We start from the raw sequence: 24,849 nt of genomic DNA, 5'->3' as shown, positions 1-24,849 counted from the left end.
AGGACGACGATGAAGCAGCATGCCTTGTGCACCGATCCCGAACACGGCCCGACCGTGATGGACCTGCCGATTCCCGAAGGATTGAAGGCGGAGTGGGCTGCCCTGCAGACGCGCCGGCATTTCCTGGGCCGAGCCGGCAAGGTTCTGGGCTGGGCCGGCCTGGCCAGCCTGATGGGCGATGCCGCGCTGACCCCGCGCGTACAGGCTGCGGGAATTCCAGCGGCGGATACGCTGAAGCTGCCGCACTTCGCCCCGAAGGCGAAGAGGGCGATCTACCTGTTTATGTCGGGGGCGCCACCCCAGATGGATCTGCTGGACTACAAGCCCGGGCTGGCGCAGATGTATGACAAGGATTTGCCGGAGTCGGTACGTGGTGTGCAGCAACTCACCGGGATGACCTCGGGACAGGCCCGCTTTCCGATTGCGCCGTCGCATTGGGACTTCAAGCAGTATGGCAAGAGTGGCGCCTGGGTGAGCGATCTGCTGCCCAATACGGCGAAGATGGTCGACGACCTGACGATCATCCGGTCGACCAACACGGACGCGATCAACCATGAACCCGCGATCATGCTGCTGAATACGGGCAATATGAATGCAGGCAAGCCGTGCCTCGGATCGTGGCTTTCGTATGGCCTGGGAAGCATGAACGACAACCTGCCGGCATTCATGGTGCTGCTGAGCAGGACGAATCCGAAGGAGAACAACCAGCCGGTGTCGTCACGGCTATGGAGCAGTGGGTATCTATCGTCGGAGCATGCAGGCGTGGGATTGCGATCTGCCGGAGATCCGGTATTGTTCCTGAGCGATCCGGCTGGCGTGAATACCGAGGTACGGCGCAAGATGCTGGACGCCGTGGGCGAGATGAATCACCAGGCGTACCAGGAGCTGGGCGATCCGGAGACAAACGCGCGCATTGCCCAGTACGAGATGGCATACCGGATGCAGGCTTCCGTGCCGGAGCTCTCGGACCTGAGCAAGGAGCCACAATCGACGTGGGACCTGTACGGCCAGGATGCAAAGGTGCCGGGTACGTTTGCGTACAACTGTCTGATGGCTCGGCGCATGGCCGAGCGTGGCGTTCGGTTTACGCAGATCTACAAGCGTGGCTGGGATGTGCACGCTGACGTCGTAGGGCTGCTGCCGGTGCTTTGCCAGGAGACGGACCGTCCCGCGTATGCGCTGGTGACGGACCTGAAGCAGCGGGGCCTGTTGGACGATACGCTGGTCATCTGGGGAGCGGAGTTTGGCCGCACGGTGTACAGCCAGGGCGGCCTTTCGGCGACGAACTATGGCCGCGATCATCATCCGCGGTGCTACACGACGTGGATGGCGGGCGCGGGGGTAAGGCCGGGAATCACCTATGGCGAGACCGATGAGTTCAGCTACAACGTGGTAAAGGATCCGGTGCACGTACGGGACTTCAACGCGACACTGCTGCACTGCATGGGGATTGACCATAACAAGCTGACGTACAAGTTCCAGGGGCTGGACCAGAAGCTGACGGGTACGACGCCGGCGAACGTGATTCAGGGGCTGCTGGCTTGAGGTTGAAGGCAAAGCCAGCCTGGATTGCGCCTGTGGTGGCGTGTGCGATGTTGCTTGTGCTGCCGCTTGTCTTCAGGCTGGACGGCAAGCCGCACGCCGACTGGCAGCAGTTTCTGGGGCGGTTTCATCCTCTCATGGTGCATCTGCCGATCGGGCTGCTGGTGCTCGTGCCGGTGCTGGAGCTCTGCGGATGGCTGCGGCCTCCGTTGCGGGAAGCAGCGGGGTTTGTGCTTGGGCTCAGTGTGCTTGCGTGCATCGCGTCCCTGGTGCTCGGGTATCTTCTTGCCTATGGCGCTGGCGAGGCGGGTGCGGGCATAACGCGGCACATGTGGGGCGGGATTGCCCTGACGATCGTGGTGCTGCTCTCTGCGCTGATTCGGCCTGCGTGGAGCGCAGGACGAGTGGATTGGAGCTATCCCTCGCTGCTATTTGGGGTGATGCTGGTGCTGGCGTGGACGGCACATCAGGGCGGTTCTCTGACGCATGGAGAGAACTATCTGACAGAGTATCTGCCTGCCCCGTTCAAGAGTCAGGCGGGAAATTCCTTCTACGCAAAACAGATTCATCCGGTGATGGATGCGAAGTGCGTGGCGTGCCATGGAGCATCCAAGGCGAAGGGAGGCCTGCGGATGGATACGTACGGGGCGCTGATGAAGGGCGGATCGGATGGACCTGTCGTCGTCGCGGGGCATCCCGAGAAAAGCCTCCTGATCGAGCGTGTGATGTTGCCGCGTGAGCATGCGAAGTTTATGCCGGCCGAGGGGCGAGCTCCGCTGCGGCCAGAGGAGGTTGCGCTGATCAAAGCGTGGATCGCGCAAGGGGCCTCGGAGTCGGCATCCACATTGGTTGGCGTTGCGGTGCGCGAGAAGGATAAACCTCTGCCGCAGGTCGGGGACTATAGGGGGCGTATGGAGGAGATTGCGCAACTGTCAAAAGCGACGGGCAGCACGCTGATGCCGGTGTCGAAGAACATGCGGGATGGGTTGATCCTGAATACCGTGGATGCTTCAAAGACATTTGGGGATGCGCAGCTAGCCAGGCTGGAGCCTCTGTATCCGTATATCGTCGAGGTGGAGCTGGGGCGTTCCGGCGTGACGGATGCAGCATTTGCGAAGCTGGCGAAGTTTCCGCATCTGCGGGCGATTCACCTCGAAGGAACGAGCGTTACGGGAGCCGGGATCGATGCGATTCTGCGACTGCCCGAGCTGACGTATGTGAACCTGAGCAGCACGCAGGTAACGGCGGCGGCGGTGGCTCCTTTGGCCGCCAGCAAGACCGTGGTTCATCTCTATCTGTACAACACTCCGGCGCAGCCCGTTGCAGTCGCGACCGATGCCAAGAAGGTGCTATGAAGACTCCGAATCGTCCGCTGGATCGCCGCTTCTTCTTGACGCTTTCCGGTATGACCGCCGCTGCACTTCCCTTGCGGGCCGAGGCTGCCGAAGAGCGTGCGCCTGAGCCTGCAGCGCAGACTGGCAATGGGGAGTGGACCTATCGGGTAGCGGATGGGTGGGGAGCGTTGCCCACGGGGATATCACTGGGTGGGACGCACGGCGCAATCGCGACGGACACGGCGGGGCGCGTGTATGTGAGCACGCAGAGCGCCACGGGCATTGTGGTGTACGACAGCGATGGGCGGTTCGTGCGGACGATGGCGCATGAGTTCCCAGAGGTCCACTCGCTGGTGCATGCGACCGAGGGTGGTGTGGAGTACTTCTACGCAACGGTGCAGCACGGAACTCCCACGGACAACTGGCTGTTCGTGAAGATGAAGACGGATGGGACGGTGGTGCTCAAAATTACCGCTCCGGCGGAGGCCGGCTTCAAGGCTGCGAACGAGTGGAGGCTGACCGCAGCGGTTCCGGGGCCGGATGGATCGATCTTCATTGCCAATGGATATGGGGATTCGCGGATCTTCCGGTTCGACAAGACGGGAGCTTATCGGGGCAGTTTCTCAGGGAAGGGGGACGCCGATGGAATGTGCAACTGCAGCCATGGGCTCGCAGTCGATACGCGCTATGACCAGCCTCTGCTTCTGGTATGCGACCGCGAGAATCGCCGGCTGAGCCACTACGACTTCGATGGGAAGTTTGTGAGCAACGTGACGCAGCATCTGCGGCGGCCGTGTCAGGTGAGCTTCCATGGCGATCATGCGGTGGTGTCGGAGTTGGAGGGACGGGTCACGGTGCTCGACAGGAACAATGCGCCGGTGGCTTTCCTGGGCGACAACCCGGAGAAGGAGCAGTGGGCGAACTACAAGGTGCTTCCAGAGAAGGTGAAGCCCGCGATCTTCAGCGCGGCGCACGGATGCTTTGTAGACCGGGATGGAAATATCTATGTCTCGGACTGGAACCAGACGGGGCGGATGACGAAGTTGAGCCGAGTAGTTTAGGCAAAGCAAAGAAGGAGCGAAGCTTTCCGGAAGGGCATGGTCGAGACCATACCTTCCGGAAAGCCTTCGAGCGTTATTACTGAGCGGCTTTGGTCAGAAAAAATCCGGCTGCTTTGAAGTCTCCCTTCATCAGCGGCGTGATGCCATGCTCCATCCAATAACGGCCGCTCGCGGATGCGGGAGCATTGGCCGCGGATGAGCCTTCGAGGGCGCGGAGGTGGTACTGGGCTTCCGGGTCAAGCCCCTTGAGCTGGATCGTGGGATACGGGTAGGACTCGTGACCGGAGTGCAGATAGGCGAAGAGTACGGCCTGCGACCGGTCGAGCGAGACGGTCTCGGTGGCGGAATCGGGGCTGTCGTGGCGGGGTGAGATCAGGCGATAGAGGCTGCCGTGCTGCACCACTTCGCGGACGAGCTTGTAGTCGGCCACAAGGCGCTTCGCGTTGGCGAAGTCTTCGGGGGTCCACTTGTTGAGGTTGGCGCCGATCCCGAGCGATCCCTGCATCGCGACCAGAAAGCGGTAGTCGAGCGAGGTGGTGCGGCCCGTGCCGCCCCAGCCGGTGTCCGTGACCCAGGCCATCATAATATTCGGGGTGTAGGCGTAGCTGAAGCCATCCTGAATGGTGAGACGGTCGAGGGGGTCGGTGTTATCGGAGGTCCAGACCTCTTCGGTCAGGCCCATGATGCCGAGGTCGACACGTCCACCACCGCCGGAGCAGGATTCGATCTCAAGCTTCGGGTGCCTGGCGCGCAGGTCACGCAGGATGCCGTAGAGATTGCGAACATACTCGACATAGACCTTGCGTTGCTCATCGGGCGCGACGGCGGGCCAGCCGGGCTCGGACCAGTTCCGGTTGTAGTCCCACTTCAGGAAAGCGATGTCGTTCTCGGTGACGAGCTTATCGAGGAATCCGAGGACGTAGGCACGCACATCGGGCCGGGCGAGGTTGAGGACGAGTTGGTTGCGGGACTCGGTACGCGGGCGTCCTGTTTCGTTGAGGACCCAATCGGGGTGCTTCCGGTAAAGGTCGCTGTCGGGGTTGACCATCTCGGGCTCCACCCAGAGACCGAAGTCCATGCCGAGGGCATGAACCTTGTCGATGAGGGGCTTGAGACCATTAGGGAACTTCTGCTTGTTGACGTACCAGTCGCCAAGTCCGGCATGGTCATCCTTGCGCTGGCCGAACCAGCCGTCGTCCATGACGAAGCGTTCGACGCCGATGCTGGCGGCCTCTTCGGCGAGCTTAGCCTGACCGGGCTCGTCGACGGCGAACTCGGTGGCCTCCCAGGAGTTGTAGAGGACGGGGCGCACGGTGGTGCGGGGCATGATGCTGGCACGCTCGAAACGATGCATCGTGCGGGAGGCACCGCCGAGACCATTCTTGGTAAAGCCGGCATAGAGGATGGGGGTCTCAAGGGTCTCGCCGGGGTTGAGCTTGTAGCCGAAGTCGAAGGGGTTGAAGCCGCCGACGACGTGGACGCGATGGAGTGGATCCTCCTCGATGGAGATGCTCCATGAACCGCTCCAGGCAAGGGCGCCGAACCATACATCACCGTGCTCCTCGTCGGTCGATGCGCTGCGCTCGATGGCAAACCATGGGTTGTTCTGGTGACCGGTGGAGCCGCGCCGGCTTTCGAGGACGGTCTTGCCAGGCTGGAGAGGCACCTGCTGGAGGTTGAACTCGCCAGCCCAGCGTCCGGTGAGGTAGTTGAGCCGGTAGGTCTCGCCGATGGGCAGGTTAAGGCTGGCGGCGGCGGCCTTCTCAATCTGGAAAGCCGCTTTCGTCTTGTTTTCAATCAGAGCGGAGCGTCCGATGACGCCAGTAGCGGAGTCCACCGTGTAGGTAAGGACAACCACCACATCGCGGCTCATGTCCTTCAGAGTGACGGTGAGTTTGTCCGCGGCAAGGGTGTGCGAGACGTAGTGCAGGACGAGGTCGCGTACGCCGTCAGGGAAGGTGATCTTCAGGGCAGGTTCCACCACCATACCTGCGCCGGAGCCGCCGAACTCCTGCGGGGCAAGCCCGTTTTCCGTCTCAAAGGCGAGAGCTCCCACGGCGGAACGCGCTGCGGGAAGAGGGTCGCTGGGCTGCAAACGCCCGCCCCAGTAGACGGTCTCGAGGGCTCCCTGGGGATTCACGCCGAAGGCATAGGTGCTCTCTCCACCATCGATACGGAAGACACGTGTCTTTTCGTCGAAACTGATGTGCGCGGGTGCCGGATCCTGGGCACGGACGACCGGTGAAACGGTGAAAAGCAGCATGATGCAGGCTGAGATCAAACGCATTGCACTCCCCTTCTGTTGCTCAAAAAAGTATCGCTACTACAGTAGCAACTTCGGGAGTGCAACGGCTTGCATGGCCGCATTTTTGTGAAAACGGCTTGTTTCTACTTCGATGCGGCCTGAAGGTGGATCACAGTTACGCTCTCGTGCGGCAGCGTGAGATGCAGGGGCTTCCTGGCCTCGACGTTCAGGCCGCTCACCTGCGGGACGACACGCTTCGGCTCGACCTCGTCGTTCATGACGTAGCGCGAGACTGCCGTCATCTGATCGACCTTTGCAACGCCCGATACCAGGGATGGGCCGAGATCGATCTCGGTGGGGGCATCGTCAGTGAGCGATCGGTTGACGCAGAAAAGGGTGATGGTGCGGTTGTCCTTGCTGCGTGTAGCGACGATATCGACATAAGGGACATCGGCGACGTCGGCGTAGCCCTGGGTGCCGTTCTTAACGCTGTAGGTGCCGGTATCGGTGGTGACCGGCAGAACCGTATCTCCCTTGGCTGCGGCATAGAGCTGGAAGACGTAGTAGGCGGGAGAGGCGAAGACCTGCTCGCGGCGCTTCCAGATGCCGGCAAACTCCATGAGGCCGGTCATGTCGACGAGCTTGACCTCGGCGTTATGGCGGAAGTACGTGTTGAAGGTTGCGGCAACCATCACGGCCCCGCCTTCATTGCGGGAGCTTGGGCTTTCGTTGGTAAAGTTGCGCTCGCCCTCGCCTTTGCTATTGAAGAGCCATTCGGTGATCGCGAAATGTGCCTTGCCTTTGTAACCAGGAACAGCGTCCATTTGGGCCTGCATGCTGTCGAGATGGGCACCGAGCGCATGGGGTACGGCGTAGGCGGCGGCGGCCATGAAGTCGGGCGTGTAAGGCGCGAGACGGACGTGGTTGGTGCCGGTGATGAAGTGCATCGTAAGAAGATCGAAGGTGCCGGGCGGGTTGGTGTACTGCGCAGCGTTCCATGCCTCGAACTGGTTGGGGGATTCGCCGGTCGCCATGAGCATGGCGTCCTTCGCGAGAGGCTTCAAGGCCTGGCTGAAGGCGAGAGTGCGGGGCGCGATCTCGTGGATGGTAGGATAGCCGACCTGCCAATGGCCATACAGTTCATTGCCCATCTCGAGGATCAAGGGCCCCTGGTAGCGCTCGCGGATGTAGCGAACCCAGTCGGCTGCCTCGGAGGGCGTGCCGCTGCCCATGTTGAGGTTGAACTGCGGCTCGGCATGGACAAGCTTGCAAAAGGCAAGAAACTCATCGGTGCCGAAGTTGTTGTATTCCGGGATGCCCCACGCGATGTTCTCCATGGTGACGCGCTTGTCGAGAGGACCAATACCGTCGCGCCAGTGGTAGTAACTGATGAAGTTTCCTCCGAGACGGAGCTCCGTCATGTGCATGTCTTCGGACATGCGAACCACTTCAGGATCGAAGGGGCCAAGAGCGTCGTCCGGCATGAGGGAGATTTGGTCGAGGTCCACCCGCTCATCGCCCTCGACGGAGATAGCGAAATCCACGGGCTCGAGGCGATGCACGTCATTGAGCTTGAGCTGGAGCTTCGCGGCGTACTTCGTCCACTCCCCTGCCGCAGCCTCAATGGAGGCGGTGGCGAGTATCTTGTCCGTGCTGCGCGACCGAAGCGAAACATTGAGGCGGGTTGGCCCACTACCGTGTCTTGCGTAGAGCGAGACACGGTAGCCATCCGTGCGGGGGACCGGCAGGTAGACGCGCTGCTTGATCCCGGTGAGATCGTCTGGCGTGCCCATGATCTCGAGCGATTGCCAACTGTTGGCGGCATGCCCGACGTGCAGCTCGTAGCGGTTGCCTGCGGCCTTGTTGAGTGGCTGCCATGGGATTGGAATCCCGGTCTGGTTGGTCGAGTCGATCAATTCGGGCTGGTCGCGGAAGATTTGCTCCAGCATGGCGTGATTCCAGAGGCCGGCTTCGAGGCTCCCGTTCACGAGAATCTCGGCGATGACGCCGTTGTTGATGGAAGAGTCGATAGGCTCGAGGAAGCCGCCGAAGAGGTGCGGAGGCACCGTGCCCTGGTTGCCCGCGGGGTCCACATGGACCTTGACGGTCTTCGGCATAGGCCTGCCGGCCGTCACCTGCGCCAGGCAAGCGGTCGTGAGGAGTGAAGCGACGAGGAGATGGGCGGGTCGTAGGGCTGGCATGAGGTCCTTCTTGTAATCCATTACACGAAGTCACGCTACTGACTCCCAGCCTGGACTGTCAAGGGTATGCAGGATTTGTGTGGGTTACGCGTTGAGAGTAATGTAATGCTTTACAGAGACATCGTTGAACCTATACTGTGTTCTCGCTGCATACTTCCGAGGTCCAGGCATGAACCGGCGCAACTTCTTTACGCTCTCGGCAGGAACCCTTCTTGGAGGCGGCCTGCTCTATGGGGAGCAGGCTCAATCCGATAGCAGGACACGCCCGCTCAAATTTACGCAGGAGCGCACAGGCGCTGGCCCGTTCCAGCGGGCGGAGGGCGGCAAGGCCCCCCATATCCTGCTGATCAGCGCCGATATGGTCAGCCCGGATCTCTATCATCCCGCGCGGCCGGCTTCGCAGCATGTGAACATTCCCAACATTCGCTCGTTGATGCAGGATGGAACGTTCTTTGAAAATGCCTTCTGCACCGTGCCCCTGTGCGCCCCTTCGCGGGCTTCGTATCTGACGGGGCGGTACAGCTACATCCAGGGCAATGGTGAACGCGCCCCGGAGGGACTGGAAACGCAGCTTCGTCCAGACGATATCGTATTTCCGGAGTATCTGAAGGCAGCCGGATATATCGCACGGCAGGTGGGTAAGTGCCATGTGGGCACGAAGAAGTTTCTGGATGCGTTCGGCGAGAACGACCAGCCGTGGGATCGGTGGTCGCCTCCGGTGTTCGACGATGACGACTTCCTCGCGTACCAGCGTTCACTCGGCGTGAAGCAGCAGAAGTACTCGCGGGAGATCGTCTTCAAGATGCAGGATCGAAAAACTCCCGGAAACTCCACCGGTGGATGGATCGTGCAGGAAGATGGGAAGCCGTTTCCGCTGGAGGCGCACTACAGCTATTACCTGGCCAAGAAGGCGATCGAGACGGTGGAGGGCCTGCTGGCCAATGGATCGGGCAAGCGGCATCCAATGTATATTCAGCTCGACATCTTCGATCCGCACCAGCCCTTCTCCATTCCTGCTGGATTCGAGCAGCGGGAACGCGAGTTGCGCGCCTTGATGACGCTGCCCGATACCTACAGGGATGCGCAGAAAAGCGACTTCAAGCGAGCGGAGAATGAGCCTGAGATCGTCGATGTCTACCGGCGGTACTGGGGGATCTACGAGCCGGAGAAGCTGCTGGAGTATCGCGTTGCCTATGCGTTGCAGATGGAACTGGTGGACCATGTGATCGGCATGGTTTTAAGGCGGATGAAACACCTCGGGCTGTATGAAGAGATGGTGGTTGCTTTCATCTCAGACCATGGAGAGATGAACGGTCGGCGAGCGATGGTGGATAAGGGCGTGTATTTGTATCCGGATGTGTTACGTGTACCCTTCGTCGTAAAGAGTCCGCGTTCCATGCCGCGGGCACATGCCACGGTCGCTTCCCCGGTATCGCTCATGGATCTGTCCCAGACGTTGCTTGGATTTGCCGGAATTGTGCCCGAGGCCAAGTTCGACGGCATCTCTCTGCTTCCTTATCTACGCGACGGCAAAGGCAGCGAGGAACGCACGCTGCTGTTCTTTGGCGGATGGCACGTCGGCGTCAACTTTGCATGCGGGATGCAGCATCGGGCAGCGGACGGAAGGCGTTATCTCTATGCGTATAACTGCAGCTCTACATGCGATGAGTTGTATGACCTCGAGAGCGTCGATGCAGTCAACCTGATCGATAGCCCATCCCACGCGACGGTGCGCAAGGAACTCATCAACCGCCTTGGCACTGCGTTGCAGGCCGATCCGCGCTGGGTTGGTTTTTGGGCGGAGTTTCGTCTGGCTCGTTTTGCCGACCTGCCCCAAGCAAAAGGCGATATGCAGCTCTTTACCGCACCGGTCTGATTCTCCCCTCCTTTGGAGCGCCTCCTATGACGTTGAAACACTTTGCGCCGGTTGCGCTTCTTCTGCTGGTGACGTGCAGTTTGCAGGCTAGGGTGAAGCGGGGTTCCTGGGGAACGATGGATGATGGACGTCCTATCGCGCTGTATACGCTCGAGGACGGACATATACGCGTGCAGCTTACCGACTATGGCGCAAGGATCGTGAGCATCGAGGCCCCGGATCGAGAGGGGCAGCGCACGGACGTGGTGCTCGGGTTCCACAACGCGGCGCAGTATCTGGCGGACCCGAAGGCGTACTTCGGAGCGACGATCGGGCGGTACGCGAACCGCCTTGCGGGTGGCACATTTGAGATAGACGGGCAGACCTGGCATGTGCCGATCAACAATAACGCCAACGCGATGCATGGTGGGCCTGAGGGCTTCAGCCGCAAACTATGGAAGGGCAAGGCCAACGGCAAGGGGAGCGTGGAATTCACGCTGCTGAGTCCCGATGGAGAGATGGGCTTTCCGGGCGCTCTGACCGTCCACGTACGTTACACGCTCATGGGTGGATCTCTGCGGATCGACTATACGGCGACGACGAGCAGGGCGACGGTAATCAACCTGACGAATCACACGTACTTCAACCTGGGCGGCGAGGCGAGTGGCAATGTTCTGGATGAGGAGCTTCAACTCAACGCCGACCGCTATACGCCGATTGGCACCGGGCTGATTCCCACGGGCGAAGTGCTTCGCGTGGACCAGACTCCTTTTGATTTCCGGGCAATGACGCCGATCGGAAGACGCATGGGAGGGCATCACGCTCAACTGGATTTGGCAGGTGGATATGACCACAACTTCGTCCTGCAGCCTGCCGGTGGGAAGCTGCGTAGGGCTGCGGAGGTGTTCGATCCCGGCAGTGGACGCACCTTGCAGGTATCGACCACGGAACCCGCGGTGCAGTTCTACTCCGGCAACTTCCTGAACGGATCGGTGAAGGGCTATAGCGGCAAGCCCTATGAGAAGCACGCCGGGTTTTGCCTGGAGACGCAGCACTATCCGGATTCACCGCACCATGCCAACTTTCCGACCACCACACTGCGGCCGGGAGAGGTGTTCCGATCGACGACGGTGTTCACGTTTGGGATACGGCCGAGATAGGCTTTGCCGCAGGAGACTTAGAGGCAATGACCACAGCGACCGACACGATCACGATGCCCATCCCCACCCACTCAACGCCGTGGAGAGTCTCGTGGAGCAGGAGCCAGCCAAGCAACACAGCGACGATGGGATTGATATAGGCGTAGGTCGCGGCAGCCGAGAGTCTTACATGGCGAAGAAGAAACATGTACGAGGTATAGCCCGCAATGGAGCCAAAGATGGCGAGGTAGAGCATCGCCAGCCATGCACCCCGCGTCCACTGCGAGGACCTCATGCCACCGGCGGCTATCCCGATCAACATGTTGATCGCACCGGCGATCAGCATCTGCCAGGAACTGAGAAGCAGGGGTGACGCAGACATCGGCATGCGGCGGGCGATGACCGAACCGACGGCCCAGGCGAACGCCGCAAGCAGAAGCGCGAGACACGCCAGTGTCGTCTCACTGGTAAGCGGTTGTCCGCGCATGCCGTGGCTGGTAAGGAGGGCGAGACCGGCAAATCCGGTAAGTGTGCCAATCCAGCCGCGGGCGTTCATGGTGCTCCCACCGGGCAGTAAGGCCTCCAACGCTGCCAGGAAGAGCGGGATAGAGGCGACAAACAAAGCCGTGAGACCGGCTGAGAGGACACGTCCGCCATAGCTGACGAGCGTGGTGTTGATGGTGAACATAAGCAGGCCGAGGAGCGTAACCTGACCCCACTCACGACCGGAGAGGGCTACTGAACGTCGGCGAAGAAGCAGGTATGCCATCGAGAGAACACCCGCGATCATATAGCGCAGTCCCGAGACAAAGGCTGGATGCAGGAGTTGCGTGACATACCGGATCGCGACGAAGGTGGATCCCCAGAGGATGTACACAGATCCAAACGCGAGAGAGATCTGAAGCCGCCTGCCTGTAAGCATGGATCATGATAACGGCAGGTTGGGCAGTTGACGGACGGCGCGGTATGCTGAAAGGGAAAGGCCTCTTTTGATGATTCTCCTTGACAGACGATGTTGCGAAGGCCGATAGTTCATTCGCCGCAATGTAATGCATTACAAGACTCACTCCCTGAGTTGATCGCAGGCCGAATGAAGACATCGGGCTAGCGGCGCACAGGGTTGAGTGCAGTCAGTAATGAAATGCATTACATCGCGAATGAATAAGGGATCGCTTCACTCCCCTCACGGCATGTGCAACCCGTTTTGGGCCCTCGATAGGCCATTTGATCTGGAGGATCGTATGCATCTGAAGAAACAGCTCATCTCCCTCGTACTGACCATCCTGCTCGCGATCTGCCCGGCCGTCCTCAGCGCTCAGAGCGGCACCTCATCCATTCAGGGCACTGTCGTCGACACCTCCGGCGCTGTGATTCCGGATGCCAGCGTCAGCCTGGTGAACACCTCGACCGGCGTAAAGCTGCAATCGACGTCGGACGCTTCGGGCAGCTACTCCTTCCCTTCCATCCCCCCGGGGCTCTACTCCATCGAGGTAGCCAGGGGTGGCTTCGCCTCGTACAAGGTGTCGAGCTTCAACGTGACGGTCGGACAGCACGCAACGCAGAACGCGAAGCTCGCAATTGCCTCTTCATCCGCGACCGTGGAGGTCGATGCCAGCGGTCTCGCGAACCTGCTGGATACGGAATCGAACGACCTTGGTACAGTGATCGGACCGCAGAGCGTGGAGCAGCTTCCTCTGAACGGACGTAACTTCCTGCAGCTTGGCCTGCTCTCAGGGGCCGCGCAGTCGAATGCGGGCGCTGCGAATGGTTCGGTCGCGCAGACCGGCCACCCGGGGATGTCGATCAACATCGCTGGCAATGAGCCGGACTACACGATGTACGTGGTCAACGGCCTGGAGACCGTGGGCAGTCGTGCAGGCAATACTTCGCTGAACCTGTCGACGGGATCCATCGATCAGTTCGAGGTGCACTATGGCTTCTTTATGCCGGATATGGGACCGAACCCCGGCATCGTCGATGTTGTAACAAAATCCGGCACAAACCACTATCACGGCGAGTTGTATGAGTTTGTTCGCACCAACCAGATGCAGGCTCGCAACTACTTTGGCATCACCTCGGCGGGCGTGCCCATTGCGCCAGGCAAGTATCACCAGAACCAGTTCGGCTTCGACTTCGGCGGACCCATCCTGAAGGGCAAGCTCTTCTTCTTCACCAACTACGAGGGCTACCGCCAGAACCAACAGGTACTGATCAACGCGCAGACACCGACGGCAGCGATGTTCGGCGGGGACTTTTCGGCGCTCTCCACACCGATCTTCGATCCCACCACGCTGAACACCACGACGGGCCAGCGCATGCAGTTCGCCGGCAACAAGATTCCCGCATCGCGCATCACCAGCACAGCGACGGGCCTGCTGAAGTACTATCTGCCGGGTGCCGGTCCGGTGCCTGCGGCCAACAATGTCGGTGGCAATGCTCCGTATCAGTTGAACTCCGACCAGTTCATGGGACGCATCGACTACAACGTGAATGAAAGGAACCAGGTCTTCGCACAGGGTAACTGGCTAAACTCGCCCGTCACCTCTCCGGGGCTCTTCCCCGGACAGGGTACGGCCTTCCCCCTCGATACGGAGTTGGTGAATCTGGGCTGGAATTGGTCGCTCAGTTCCAACAAGGTCAACGAGCTTCGCATGGGCGTGATTCGCGACTCCGTTTACGATCAGGGCATCTCCGTCAACGGCCTGCAGAACGCGCTGAACATTACCGGCACCGCCGACCAGAACGGTGTCCCCGGCATCGCGCTCGCCAACGGCTATTCCGGCTTCGGCACCTCCACCGGGCTCATCGGCAACATCGACAACGTGTACCAGATCCATGACGGGTTCAACTGGCTGCACGGGAAACACCAGATCAAGTTCGGATTCCAGATTGCTTACCTGCGCACGATCCAGTCGAGCGCCAATGCGAATGCGCGTGGCGTCTTCAACTTCAACGGCAACTTCACCGCGCAGACCAAGTCCAACGGCAGCGGCGGATTTGCAGTCGATTCGAGCATCGCCGCTGGCAATTCGTTTGCCGACTTCCTGCTTGGCGACCTGGCCAGCGGACAGTCCATCGGCATGCCGCGCACGCACTTCCGCTGGACGACGGCAGAGCCTTACATCCAGGACACCTGGAAGATCATGCCGAACTTCACCGCGAATATTGCGCTTGCCTGGTATGGGGCCACGCCACCCAACCCCAGCGGTCCCGACAAGAACCTGATCCACGGCTTCAACTTCACCGCAGGCCTCCCCACCTTCGCGGCACTCGGCCAGGTAAACCCCGAAGTCTTCCCCATGACCATGACAAACTGGGCTCCGCGCGCCGGATTCAGTTGGCAACCGCAGATGTTGAAGAACACCGTCCTTCGTGCCGGGTTCGGGCTTTACTACACGACACAGCAGGATGTGAACGCGCAGTACGCAATTGTGTCGCAGGTCATCACCATCAACAATGCAGTCTCGAACACGCAGCCTTACCCAACCTATGTGCTGGGAACCAATGCGCTTCCTTCGGTGACAGTCGGGCAGATCACGCAGACCCAGGCCAACGCCATCACCGGCCCGATCCAATACCTCAGCCAGACCCAGCGTTCTCCTTATGTCGAGCAGTGGAACGTCGATATCCAGCACACCTTCGGCAAGTATTTGATCGATGCGGCTTACCTGGGCAATGTCTCGCACCACCTTGCGCTCAACTACAACCCCTTCGACTGCTCCGCACCGGGGTCGCAGTACTGCCGCGATGCGAATAACCCGTATAACGGCAAGTACAGCTACATGCAGGAAGTCGACAGCATTGGCTACGGCAACTACAACGCGCTTCTGGTGAAGTTCCAAAGGCAGTTCTCGAAGGGCCTCAGCATCCTGGCAAACTACACGTACGAGAAGGCGATGGCCGCCGCGCAGCAGGGTTCGAACGGTACGGTTAACCAGCGTCGCAGTTGCCTGATCGCATGCGACTACGGCCTCACCACCTCGAATGTGCCGCAGTCGCTGGTTGTGAGCGCCGTGTGGGAACTGCCCGTAGGACGTGGACGTCACTTCGGCAGCAACATCAACCCGGTTCTGAATGCCGTCGTCGGAGGATGGGATATCGATGCCATCACCACGATGCAGAAGGGCAATCCATTCACAGTAAGCGCACCGAACAATACGGCATGGTCGCCTGGGCTGATTCGTGCGAACCAGTACTGCGGGGGAAGTGACCGGGCCAGCGGAAGCGTTCGCACCAATGGCCACTACTGGCTCACGCCTCTGGTCGCGGATGTGACGCAGAACTGCTATCGCGATCCCTCGACCGATCCCGTGAACCTCGTCAACGGCGCTCTGCCCGCTGGAGCACGTGCGGCCTTCGGCAACGCGGCCTTCGACAGCCTGACGGGGCCCGGACTCAACAACTGGGATGCCGGGATACACAAGTCGTTCTCGTTGTACCGCGAAACCAGGTTCACAATCCGCGGCGAATTCTTCAACGCATGGAACCATGCACAGTTCGCGAACCCCAACTCGAGCGTCTCGGCCGGCGCTTCCTTCGGAAAGATCACGGCAACGCAGCGCGATAACCGCGAGATCCAGCTCGGCGGAACGCTCAACTTCTGACGTTTCCTGAACAACACTCGAAACCAGGGGTGAGCCATGGCTCACCCCTTATCTTCTTGGGGGGACGACAGCGGTCGATTTGCGCACGATCAGCGTAGGGTGGACGACGTCGGAGTTCGCAACCATCCCATCACGCGTGGCCTGCAGCAGGCTGGCGAACGCATAGGCCGCAATCTCGCGCCGGGGAAGCTGAATGGTGGTCAACGGCGGCATCACCATACTGGCAATGGGAAGATCGTCGAAGCCGATGATCGACACGTCGGTAGGCACCGAGAGACCAGCATGCGAGGCAGCCTGCAGAGCCCCTACGGCCATCAGGTCGTTCGAGGTCAGCACCGCAGTCGGGCGCTCCTCGAGTGCCATCAGCTCCGCCATCGCACGCTCGCCCCCTTCCATGCGCATGTCTCCGGTGATCACCCACCCCTTGCGCACCGGAAGCTTCAAACGTTTCATCGCGAGACTCCATTCCTCACGTCGCCGCTTGGCTGAGCTAAGCGTAGAAGGCCCGGAGATGAAGCCGATGTCGGTATGGCCAAGTTCACGAAGATGCTCAAGAGCTTCGCGGAAGCCGGTTGCGTACTCCACAGGCACATTGCGGTAGCGGTCCTTGAATGCGGGCTGGTTCATCAGCACCAGAGGAACCCGCTCCGGAGCCATCTGGAGCGCTTCCAGATCGACCTCCGAGGTCATGACGGCGATGCCATCCACGCTGCGCTCCACCATGCGCCGGATACAGCTTTGCAGACGCTTGGGATCGTAGTTCGTGTGCATGAAGATGACATCGATTCCCTGCTGCGCGGCAAGAGCCTCGAAGGCATCGATCAGCTCGGGGAAGAATGGATTGTTGATGTCCGAGACGATCAACCCATACATGCGGGCTCTGCCAACACGCAGGCTTCGCGCGTGCGTGTTCGGCACATAGTTCATCTCGGCGATGACGTTGCGCACATGGGCCGATGTCTTCTCGCGCACACTGGGTGAATCGTTCAGCACACGGGACACCGTCGCTGTGGAGACCTTGGCGCGCTTGGCAACTTGTCGAATATCCATAAGGAGACAGGGACGGCTCCCCCAGTATAGAGCCCTCTTTAAACGATCGTTTCGGAGATCACCACGCGGTTTCTTCCCTCCTGCTTCGCTCGATATAGCATCCGGTCAGCCTCGCCGATGAGTACCTCCGGAACGAGGACGCGTTCGCTGTGTTCCGCGACCGTCGCACCGATGCTGATCGCGATTGCGAGAGAGCGTCCGCGCACCTGAATCGGCGTGGACGCAATGGTGGTCCGTACGCGTTCCGCGGCCTCGACGACCAGCAGATGGTCGCAATTGCGCAGCACGACAAGGAACTCTTCTCCACCGTAGCGACCGACGACATCGCCCGGGCGTACCGCGTTGTGCAGCCTGTCCGCAACCTCCCTGAGCACATCGTCTCCCACCAAGTGCCCGTAGGAATCGTTGACCGACTTGAAGTGATCGACATCGCACAGCAGCACCGCCACCGAACTCTGTTCACGATGCAGACGGCGCAGTTCGTAGCTCAAGGCAGCCTGCACGGCTCCACGATTCCACAAGCCGGTCAGCATATCGTGGGTCGCTTTGAAGCGCATCTCTTCCCGCGCCTCCACCAGCTTGTCTTCGAGCAGGAGAATGCGGTGGCCGGTCCGGAGTCGTGCCTTGAGTTCGCCGGCGTTACACGGCTTGGTCAGAAAGTCGTCCGCACCGGCCTCCAACGCCATCACAAGATCTTCTTTCGAGTCCTTGGAGGTCAGAAGCACAATGTAGATATAGGGGCGGTCGGCGTCTTTCCGGAGTTCGCGACAAACCTCAGGACCGTCCAGCTCTGGCATCATCCAATCCAGCAAAGCAAGCCGGGGGCCGTCGGGCGACTGCAGGTGCTGCATGGCATCATGCCCGTTGTCCGCAACCACGACTTCATATCCGGCGAGTACCAAAATCCGTTCCATCATCCGCACGGACATCAGGTCGTCGTCCGCGATCAAAATTCTCACGATTCAGGCTCCACACACAGAGCGTCCAAGGCTACCACGATCTTCTCAATCTCCATCTCCAGTTTACGCGCCGTCCCTTCGGCCTGCTCCAGGCTACCGGCGGTCGCCGCCTCTTCAATCTCGGTGGCGAGTTCCCTGCCGCGCGGCGCGGCCAGATTTGCCAGAGTTCCTTTCACCGTATGCGCGACACGCATCACGGCTTCAATCTGCCCCTGTGCAATCGCTTCGCGCAGCAGTCGCATCTGCTTCGGATAATCGTTTCGGAAGACCTGCACCAGTTCGGCCAGGAACTCACGATCATCGCCGATTCGCCCCATCAACTCCGATTCTTCCACCGTCTCCATCGCATCCTCCATAACAGCGGGCGCCGCAGGGCTGCTCACCATCCGCTTCTCCGCATAGCGGTCCAACAGCATGTCGAGTTCCTGGGGGCGGATCGGCTTCGAGAGATAGCCATCCATCCCCACCTCAATGCAGCGTTCCTGATCTTCTTTCATCACCATCGCCGTAAGAGCAACGATGGGCTGATGGCGACCGGTCGCCTGCTCCCCCGCACGAACCGCGACCGTGGCCTCGAACCCGCTCATCTCGGGCATCTGCAGGTCCATCAACACTAGGTCGTAGGAATTCTTCTGCAACGCTTCGACCGCGGCCCGACCGTTGCCGACCACCGTGACCGTATGACCGCGCCGTTCCAGCAGACGAACCGCAAGCCGCTGATTGACCTCGTTGTCTTCGGCGATTAACACGTTCATGCTTGCACGGGGGTCGCGGTCCTGCTGCAAGGTCTCGCGCGTAAGCACCGGTGGAGCGGCGATCTTTTCCACGGGAGCAAGCACACGCGTGATGGCCTGCTTGAGCTCAATCTGACGGATCGGCTTCAGCAGATACGCGGCGACTCCAAGCTGCTCGCAACGGACGACATCGCCCTTCTGGCCGCCGGAGGACAACATCATGATCGTAGCCGCCGAGCGGCTGTCCTCATGGATCTTCGTGATGAGGTCGAACCCATCCATCCTCGGCATGTGCATGTCGGTCAGGATGAGGTCGTACGACATGCCAAATCCCTGCGCCTCAGAGAGCTTGATCAACGCCTGCTCCGCATCTTCCGCAAGAGCGGTCCGCATACCCCAGTTGGTCAGAAGTCCATCGAGGATCCTGCGGTTCGTCCTGTTATCGTCGACCACCAACACACGCTTGCCGCGAAGAACATCCATAACGGACTCAGTCGACGCACGCACGGCCGCTGCCTCCGCGATGCCCAGCGTGACGACGAAGTGAAACTTCGAGCCCTTGCCAACCTCGCTCTCGACCCATATCTTTCCGCCCATCATCTCCACAAGGCGGCGCGAGATAGTCAGTCCCAGCCCCGTCCCGCCATACTCACGCGTGGTCGAGGTGTCGGCCTGGCTAAAGGATTCGAAGATCTTCTCTCGCTTCTCTTCGGGAATACCGATGCCGGTGTCGACCACCACGAAGTGCAGCTTGACCGTACCCTCCTGCGGGCCCTCTCCAGCGATCCGGGCGGAGACGGCCACCTCGCCCTTCGGCGTGAACTTGATCGCATTCCCCACCAGATTGATGAGCACCTGGCGAAGCCTTCCGGAATCGCCGAGATAGATCTCGGAGACTCCCTGTTCCACCTCGGAGAGGAGTTCCACGCCTTTCTCTTCAGCCTGGAGAACGAGCGTTCTCAGGGCAGACTCCATGCACTCGCGCAGATCGAACGCCACCGTCTCCAGCTCGACCTTTCCGGCTTCGATCTTCGAGAAGTCGAGCGTGTCGTTGATGACATTGAGCAAAGCGTCGGCGGAGTACTTCACGGTCTGCAGATACTCCCTCTGCTCCCGGGTCAGTTCCGTTTCAAGCGCCAGATCGGTCATACCGATCACACCGTTCAGCGGGGTGCGAATCTCGTGGCTCATATTGGCCAGAAACTCACTCTTGGCGCGATTCGCGGACTCGGCAGCCAGCTTCGCGGCCTCGCGCTCCTTCTCGACCACCTTGCGTGTGGTCACATCCTGCACAAAGGCGGAGAAGCGTTTCTCCTCGCCCCACAGGATGGGCGAAACAGCCATCTCCGCAGGAAACTCGCTTCCATCCTTCCGCAACCCGACGACCTCCACCCGGCCGAGATCCGTCTGCGTATCGCTCCAACGAAGGCGTTCCCTCAGTGGAAGCTCACCCGGGCCAACTGGCGTATCGAGCCGCAGGAACTCCTGCAACGAGCGCCCCAGGGCATCGCTCAGGGAGCAATGAAACGTCAGCTCCGACTGCGCGTTCCAGTTGGTGACGACAAAGTTCGTATCGAAGCCGATGAACGCATCGAAGGCTGTCTCCACGATCATGCGATACCGCTGTTCGCTCCGCTTCAAATGCAGGGACTGCGTATCGAACTTACGGTCCACAAACGCCGTGACAAAGACCAGCCCCAGCATGATAAGCGCAGTAAAAATAATGGCGACAAGCCCAAGGTCCGAGATGTTGATGGCGTGCTCGAACGAACGTAACGGCTCCTCCATGGGGGTAAACGTCACGGCTGCCATGCCGACGTAGTGCATCACAGGAATCGCGGCTCCCATGGCGAGCGCGCTCATGGTCTTACGTGTGCTGAACGAGCGTTTATACTCCCGCTGGGCAAAGGTCAGACGCAGGGCAACAAATGAGATAACGACCGCGAGCAGGATGCTGAGAAGGACGATCGCCAGGTTGTAGTGGTGCATCCCGGGCAAACGCATGGCGTCCATCCCGATATAGTGCATCCCCGCGATCCCGCTGCCCATGACAATGGCCCCGGAGATAGCCCCGATATTCCCCATGGACTCACGGCTGACCACCAGCAGCGCCACCCCCGAAGCAAACACCGCAGCCAGCAGCGAGAGCACCACCGTCGGCCAGTCGTACAGAACCGGCACCGGCAGGATGAAGGCCAGCATGCCCACGTAATGCATGGTCCATATCCCCATGCCCATCGCCATGGCGCCGCCACTTAGCCACGCCAGCCGCACCAAGCCACGCGAGGACGTCACACGGCCCGCGAGATCGAGGGCCGCATAGGCAGAGAGAATTGCGATCAAGACCGATACGGTCACCAAACGATAGTCGTAATGACCGACCATGGAACAGCCTCCAAACACCTTCGTGAAGGTTACTTTTGCTCGTCGCCGGCGGGAGTCATCCCGCATCCCGTGAGTGACCACACGGCACAATCCGTAAGGAGAATCTTCTCCTCATCTTTTGTACGAATCGGGGAATCGAACGCTGGGAAGAGAGTTCACGCGATGCAGAGGCCGGATATCCTGATTCCGACACTGCAAAGGTTACCAGAGTTACATCAGTTTGCGTAGAGAGTTTCTTTCACCCCATCGCCTAAGGAACGGGGCAGTCCTTCCGCCCTGTATCGGCCACGCTCGCGATCAACCATATACCGTCCTTGCGGACCATGTTGAACAGATCCGTTCCGCAATGATCCACCTTGCCGTCCACCAGAAACACGAAGGGCGCCCACACCACTGCCAGATCGTTGTCGATCCGCACAAGCGGATCATGGATGCGTTCTTCGATATGCGTGCTCCCCGGCTTTCCCACCCTCTCGGCGAAGGACTCGATCGTCATCTGGGTCGGTTTGCCATCGCGCATCAGCACCACCATCGCACCGGGAAGAGCCGTCTCCCTGATGGCCTCCGCGTCGCGCTTGCTCATCCCCTCGAACAGCGCCTTGACTGGCGCCAGCACCGCGTTTTCGCCCGGAACAGCCGCTTGCATGGGAATGGCCGCAAGGCCAATTGAAACTGCGCAGGAAAGAAGAAAACAAGAGAGGGAAGAAGAAGTCGTGGCCATCGCTCCAGATTGTAATTGAGCTCGGGGTCCATCTCCTGCAAATGTCGTCAGCCCGACAGATACACCCCCTGATGCACCTCACTATGGCTCGTATGTCGATGCCGCGAGCAAATCGTACCTGCGACCTATCTCATATTTAATCCAAATATTATTCATAAATAAATCCTCCGCGAAACGTACTCTCAAGTCGACACGGCACCAGATCCATCAAAAACATTGCACTCATATTTCCGTCTGTGCAAGGATGGTAGTCGCTTTGGCAAGGCTTACGCTGGCTGCACTGCCTGGCCTAGCCGTGATGATTAGTTCTTCTTCGTACAGAATGAGCCACGGACCGCAGTGAACGAGTAAGTTAGGAGAATCTCCATGCCGGAAGACAAGGCTCAGCCCATTAGCCCTCTGCGCAACTCACGCCGCAGGTTCTTGAAGAGCACCGTGGCCGCAGCCGCGACCGTTGGCTTCCCCACCATCCTGCCGTCTTACCTCTTTGGCCAGAACGCGCCATCGAACCGCATCAACATCGGCGCGATCGGGGTGGGACGCATCTCGCGCGGGCACGATCTCCCGGGAACATGGAAGTTCGATCAGGCCCAAATCATGGCGGTCTGCGACCTCGATGAAGGCCGAGTCGCCGCAGGCAGGACGTTACTAAACGGGGTCTACGCGAAGAAGACCGGCAAACCCTACACCGGCACAGCAGGCTACAGCGATTATCGCGAGTTGCTGGCGAACAAGGACATCGATGCGGTCATCATCTCCACGCCGGATCATCAGCATGCCCGTCTCGCCGTCGCCGCCGTGCACGCCGGCAAAGACGTCTACCTGCAGAAGCCCGCATCGCTGACCATCGCCGAAGGACGCGCCATGGTAAACGCCGTGCAGAAATCCGGGCGCATCCTCCAGATCGGCTCGCAGCAGCGATCCTGGAAGCAGTTCCGGCGCGCCTGCGAACTCGTCCGCAACGGTCGCATCGGGGAGATCACCCATGTGGAGATTGGCCTGCCGGGTGATCCTTCCGGGGGCGACCCAACCCCGATGCCCGTGCCGTATGGCTTCAACTACGACGCGTGGCTGGGCTCCACACCGGAGGTTCCCTACACGCTCGACCGCGTGATGCCAGTCAAGGGTTTCGACCGTCCTGGATGGCTTCGCTGCGAGCAGTTCGGTGCCGGCATGATCACCGGCTGGGGCGCTCACCACGTAGACACCGCGCACTGGGGAATGAATACAGAGCTGACCGGACCCGTCGAGGTATGGGGCGAGGCCGAGTTCCCGAAGAGTGGCCTGTGGGACGTGCATGGAGCCTTCAAAACGCATGCCATCTACGCCAACGGCATGACCATGACGATCAGTGGCGAGTTCCAGAACGGCATCAAGTTCTACGGGACCAAAGGATGGATCTTCGTCTGCCGCGATGAGCAGGCCACACCAACGGCCGCCGCGGGTCAAGCAGCCGCAGTCGTGCCCCTGGTCGCGAGCGATCCGAAGATCCTCGACAGCGTGATCGGCCCCAACGAGATTCATCTGTATTACAGCGAGGACCAGCACGGCAACTGGCTGGACTGCATCCGGTCGCGCAAGGAACCGATTGCGCCGGCAGAGATAGGACATCGCGCCTGCTCGACGTGCCTGATCCATCACATCGCGATGAAGACGAAACGCCGTCTTCACTGGGATCCCGCTGCGGAGCGATTCAAAAACGACGACGACGCCAACAGCCGCTTGAGCCGTCCGCAAAGAGTCCCCTACATCCTGCCTGTCTAGCGCGTCGGACTTTGCCTCTGATAGCCGGTGTGCCGCTGCAGCACGACGGCGGCAGCACCGAGCAGTCGTGCCGATTCCCCGTCGTTCAGCGCAACGATCTTCGGTGGAGCTCCCGTCAGCATGCGCTTCTTCACCTCTTCTTCAATGATGCGTCCCATCAGCTCCCAGCGGAGCGTGATGTCTCCCGCGAAGAGGATGATCTCGGGATTGAACGCAGCCGTGACCATGCGAAGTCCACGACCGATGGCGCGAGCCTGTGTCTCCATGGCCTTCTGCGCCTTCTCATTGCCACTGGCTTCCATGTTCATCAACTGCTCCACGGTGGGCACGGTCTCATGGGGAGAGCTCTCGTGGAAATAGCGCAGAGCGGCCCGTGAGGAGGCATACATCTCCCAGCAGCCCACCTCACCGCATGCGCACTTCGGTCCGGACTCCGAGATGGAGATATGGCCAAGTTCCCCCGCGCTCCCATTGGCTCCTTCCACCAGCGCGCCATTGAGCATCAGCGCTGCCCCTACGCCTTCCGAGATGGTGATGAGCACCGCGTTCCGCACGCCCTCCAGGCGACCGAACCACACCTCCGAGAGCATGCAGGCATTCGCAGCGTTCTCAAGCTCGATCTGGAGTTGCAGCTTCTTCTGCAACGCAGCGCGAATGTCGAAGCCGGCCCACGGCAGGTTGGGTGCTAGAGAGAGCTTCTGGGTCTTGCGGTCCACACGCCCGGGAAGACTGAGACCAACTCCCTCGCACGTCTTGTCCGGAAACTGCGCCCGTAGCTTCAGCATGCCTTCGGCGATTGCGTCGACGCCACGCTTCGGATCGCTGATCAGCGGAATGACAGTCCTGCTCAGAAAGCGTCCGTTGAGATCCACAATTGCCAGGATCGCGCGTGTTGGCCTCACGTCCGCTACCAGGATGACGAGATCGTCGTTCATCGAAAGCATCGTAGGCCGGCGACCGCGCGCTGTCTTCACAATCGAGCCTTCACGAATCCACCCTTCGGCGATCAGACGTTCGATAATGGAGGAGATCGTGGAGCGCTGCAACCCCGACCTGCGTGCGATCGCCACGCGTGAGATAGGCTGGTTGCGGCGCAAGACCTCCAGTACCAGGTCGCGGTTGTTGTCGCGGGAAGGTCCATTCTCGGTTACGGCGCGTGGTGCGGTCGATCTCTTCTTCATAGGAACGTTTGCCCAAAATCAGGGATGTGCATTCAAAGACTTCTATTTATTTCATATCTCAGACATAAATAGAA

Annotated in this window: 15 protein-coding genes; 7 read left to right on the top strand and 8 right to left on the bottom strand. The window is 60.2% G+C overall.

Features of this window, described 5'->3' with window-relative positions; translation table 11 throughout:
* The first annotated feature begins 9 nt into the window (after nt 1-9).
* Genes BM400_RS10955 through BM400_RS10945 form a run of 3 tightly spaced genes read left to right on the top strand, consistent with a single transcriptional unit; the run spans nt 10 to nt 3,937 of the window.
* Nucleotides 10-1,545, top strand: coding sequence for a DUF1501 domain-containing protein (locus BM400_RS10955; RefSeq protein WP_217644105.1), 1,536 nt, complete (start codon nt 10-12; stop codon nt 1,543-1,545).
* Nucleotides 1,542-2,897, top strand: coding sequence for a c-type cytochrome domain-containing protein (locus BM400_RS10950; protein WP_141223887.1), 1,356 nt, complete (start codon nt 1,542-1,544; stop codon nt 2,895-2,897). The genes BM400_RS10955 and BM400_RS10950 overlap by 4 nt, the downstream gene beginning before the upstream one ends.
* On the top strand, nt 2,894-3,937 hold the full coding sequence (locus tag BM400_RS10945; protein WP_089839199.1) for an NHL repeat-containing protein: 1,044 nt from the start codon (nt 2,894-2,896) through the stop codon (nt 3,935-3,937). The genes BM400_RS10950 and BM400_RS10945 overlap by 4 nt, the downstream gene beginning before the upstream one ends.
* Nucleotides 3,938-4,013: 76 nt before the next feature.
* Here the strand turns inward: BM400_RS10945 and BM400_RS10940 are convergent, their stop codons facing one another.
* Nucleotides 4,014-6,224 carry an alpha-galactosidase gene (locus tag BM400_RS10940; RefSeq protein ID WP_089839198.1) on the bottom strand — a complete coding sequence of 737 codons (2,211 nt, stop codon included), beginning with the start codon at nt 6,222-6,224 and terminating at the stop codon, nt 4,014-4,016.
* Between the two features lie 101 nt (nt 6,225-6,325).
* Nucleotides 6,326-8,383 carry an alpha-L-arabinofuranosidase C-terminal domain-containing protein gene (locus BM400_RS10935; protein ID WP_175528978.1) on the bottom strand — a complete coding sequence of 686 codons (2,058 nt, stop codon included), beginning with the start codon at nt 8,381-8,383 and terminating at the stop codon, nt 6,326-6,328.
* Between the two features lie 169 nt (nt 8,384-8,552).
* On the opposite strand from BM400_RS10935, the gene BM400_RS10930 reads away from it, so the two are divergent.
* Nucleotides 8,553-10,259 carry a sulfatase-like hydrolase/transferase gene (locus BM400_RS10930; RefSeq protein WP_089839196.1) on the top strand — a complete coding sequence of 569 codons (1,707 nt, stop codon included), beginning with the start codon at nt 8,553-8,555 and terminating at the stop codon, nt 10,257-10,259.
* A gap of 26 nt (nt 10,260-10,285) precedes the next feature.
* On the top strand, nt 10,286-11,398 hold the full coding sequence (locus BM400_RS10925) for an aldose epimerase family protein (protein WP_089839195.1): 1,113 nt from the start codon (nt 10,286-10,288) through the stop codon (nt 11,396-11,398).
* Here the strand turns inward: BM400_RS10925 and BM400_RS10920 are convergent.
* Nucleotides 11,373-12,299, bottom strand: a complete 927-nt coding sequence (locus BM400_RS10920) for an EamA family transporter (RefSeq protein ID WP_089839194.1) — start codon at nt 12,297-12,299, stop codon at nt 11,373-11,375. The two genes, BM400_RS10925 and BM400_RS10920, sit on opposite strands and share 26 nt — an antisense overlap.
* A 319-nt stretch (nt 12,300-12,618) precedes the next feature.
* Between BM400_RS10920 and BM400_RS10915 the strand changes: the two genes are divergently transcribed.
* Nucleotides 12,619-15,981, top strand: coding sequence for a TonB-dependent receptor (locus BM400_RS10915; protein WP_175528977.1), 3,363 nt, complete (start codon nt 12,619-12,621; stop codon nt 15,979-15,981).
* A gap of 48 nt (nt 15,982-16,029) precedes the next feature.
* On the opposite strand, the gene BM400_RS10910 is transcribed toward BM400_RS10915, so the two are convergent.
* From BM400_RS10910 to BM400_RS10895, 4 genes are all read right to left on the bottom strand, one after another.
* The gene (locus BM400_RS10910; protein WP_089839192.1) at nt 16,030-17,031 is read right to left on the bottom strand and encodes a LacI family DNA-binding transcriptional regulator; all 1,002 of its coding nucleotides are present in this window, start codon (nt 17,029-17,031) and stop codon (nt 16,030-16,032) included.
* 38 nt (nt 17,032-17,069) lie between these two features.
* Nucleotides 17,070-17,990 carry a GGDEF domain-containing response regulator gene (locus BM400_RS10905; RefSeq protein WP_217644104.1) on the bottom strand — a complete coding sequence of 307 codons (921 nt, stop codon included), beginning with the start codon at nt 17,988-17,990 and terminating at the stop codon, nt 17,070-17,072.
* Entirely contained in the window at nt 17,987-21,109 is a 3,123-nt protein-coding gene (locus tag BM400_RS10900; protein WP_175528976.1) for a response regulator, read from the bottom strand. The genes BM400_RS10905 and BM400_RS10900 overlap by 4 nt, the downstream gene beginning before the upstream one ends.
* Before the next feature lie 250 nt (nt 21,110-21,359).
* Nucleotides 21,360-21,755: a nuclear transport factor 2 family protein gene (locus tag BM400_RS10895; RefSeq protein ID WP_245781816.1), complete on the bottom strand. Its 396-nt coding sequence runs from the start codon at nt 21,753-21,755 to the stop codon at nt 21,360-21,362.
* A gap of 441 nt (nt 21,756-22,196) precedes the next feature.
* Between BM400_RS10895 and BM400_RS10890 the strand changes: the two genes are divergently transcribed.
* Complete coding sequence (locus BM400_RS10890; RefSeq protein ID WP_089839189.1) at nt 22,197-23,594, top strand: Gfo/Idh/MocA family protein; 1,398 nt, start codon at nt 22,197-22,199, stop codon at nt 23,592-23,594.
* On the opposite strand, the gene BM400_RS10885 is transcribed toward BM400_RS10890, so the two are convergent.
* The gene (locus BM400_RS10885) at nt 23,591-24,775 is read right to left on the bottom strand and encodes an ROK family transcriptional regulator (RefSeq protein WP_089839188.1); all 1,185 of its coding nucleotides are present in this window, start codon (nt 24,773-24,775) and stop codon (nt 23,591-23,593) included. The two genes, BM400_RS10890 and BM400_RS10885, sit on opposite strands and share 4 nt — an antisense overlap.
* Between the last annotated feature and the right edge of the window lie 74 nt (nt 24,776-24,849).

The organism is Granulicella pectinivorans (assembly GCF_900114625.1).
In the GTDB taxonomy this organism is placed as follows: Bacteria; Acidobacteriota; Terriglobia; order Terriglobales; family Acidobacteriaceae; genus Edaphobacter; species Edaphobacter pectinivorans.
This window is presented reverse-complemented; position numbering and strand designations above follow the sequence as displayed.

Bases quoted from the DNA above. Each gene is read 5' to 3' on its own strand.
- BM400_RS10955 (WP_217644105.1), top strand. From the start codon at position 10: ATGAAGCAGCATGCCTTGTGCACCGATCCCGAACACGGCCCGACCGTG.
- BM400_RS10945 (WP_089839199.1), top strand. From the start codon at position 2,894: ATGAAGACTCCGAATCGTCCGCTGGATCGCCGCTTCTTCTTGACGCTT.
- BM400_RS10940 (WP_089839198.1), bottom strand. From the start codon at position 6,224: ATGCGTTTGATCTCAGCCTGCATCATGCTGCTTTTCACCGTTTCACCG.
- BM400_RS10935 (WP_175528978.1), bottom strand. From the start codon at position 8,383: ATGCCAGCCCTACGACCCGCCCATCTCCTCGTCGCTTCACTCCTCACG.
- BM400_RS10930 (WP_089839196.1), top strand. From the start codon at position 8,553: ATGAACCGGCGCAACTTCTTTACGCTCTCGGCAGGAACCCTTCTTGGA.
- BM400_RS10925 (WP_089839195.1), top strand. From the start codon at position 10,286: ATGACGTTGAAACACTTTGCGCCGGTTGCGCTTCTTCTGCTGGTGACG.
- BM400_RS10920 (WP_089839194.1), bottom strand. From the start codon at position 12,299: ATGCTTACAGGCAGGCGGCTTCAGATCTCTCTCGCGTTTGGATCTGTG.
- BM400_RS10915 (WP_175528977.1), top strand. From the start codon at position 12,619: ATGCATCTGAAGAAACAGCTCATCTCCCTCGTACTGACCATCCTGCTC.
- BM400_RS10910 (WP_089839192.1), bottom strand. From the start codon at position 17,031: ATGGATATTCGACAAGTTGCCAAGCGCGCCAAGGTCTCCACAGCGACG.
- BM400_RS10900 (WP_175528976.1), bottom strand. From the start codon at position 21,109: ATGGTCGGTCATTACGACTATCGTTTGGTGACCGTATCGGTCTTGATC.
- BM400_RS10895 (WP_245781816.1), bottom strand. From the start codon at position 21,755: ATGCAAGCGGCTGTTCCGGGCGAAAACGCGGTGCTGGCGCCAGTCAAG.
- BM400_RS10890 (WP_089839189.1), top strand. From the start codon at position 22,197: ATGCCGGAAGACAAGGCTCAGCCCATTAGCCCTCTGCGCAACTCACGC.
- BM400_RS10885 (WP_089839188.1), bottom strand. From the start codon at position 24,775: ATGAAGAAGAGATCGACCGCACCACGCGCCGTAACCGAGAATGGACCT.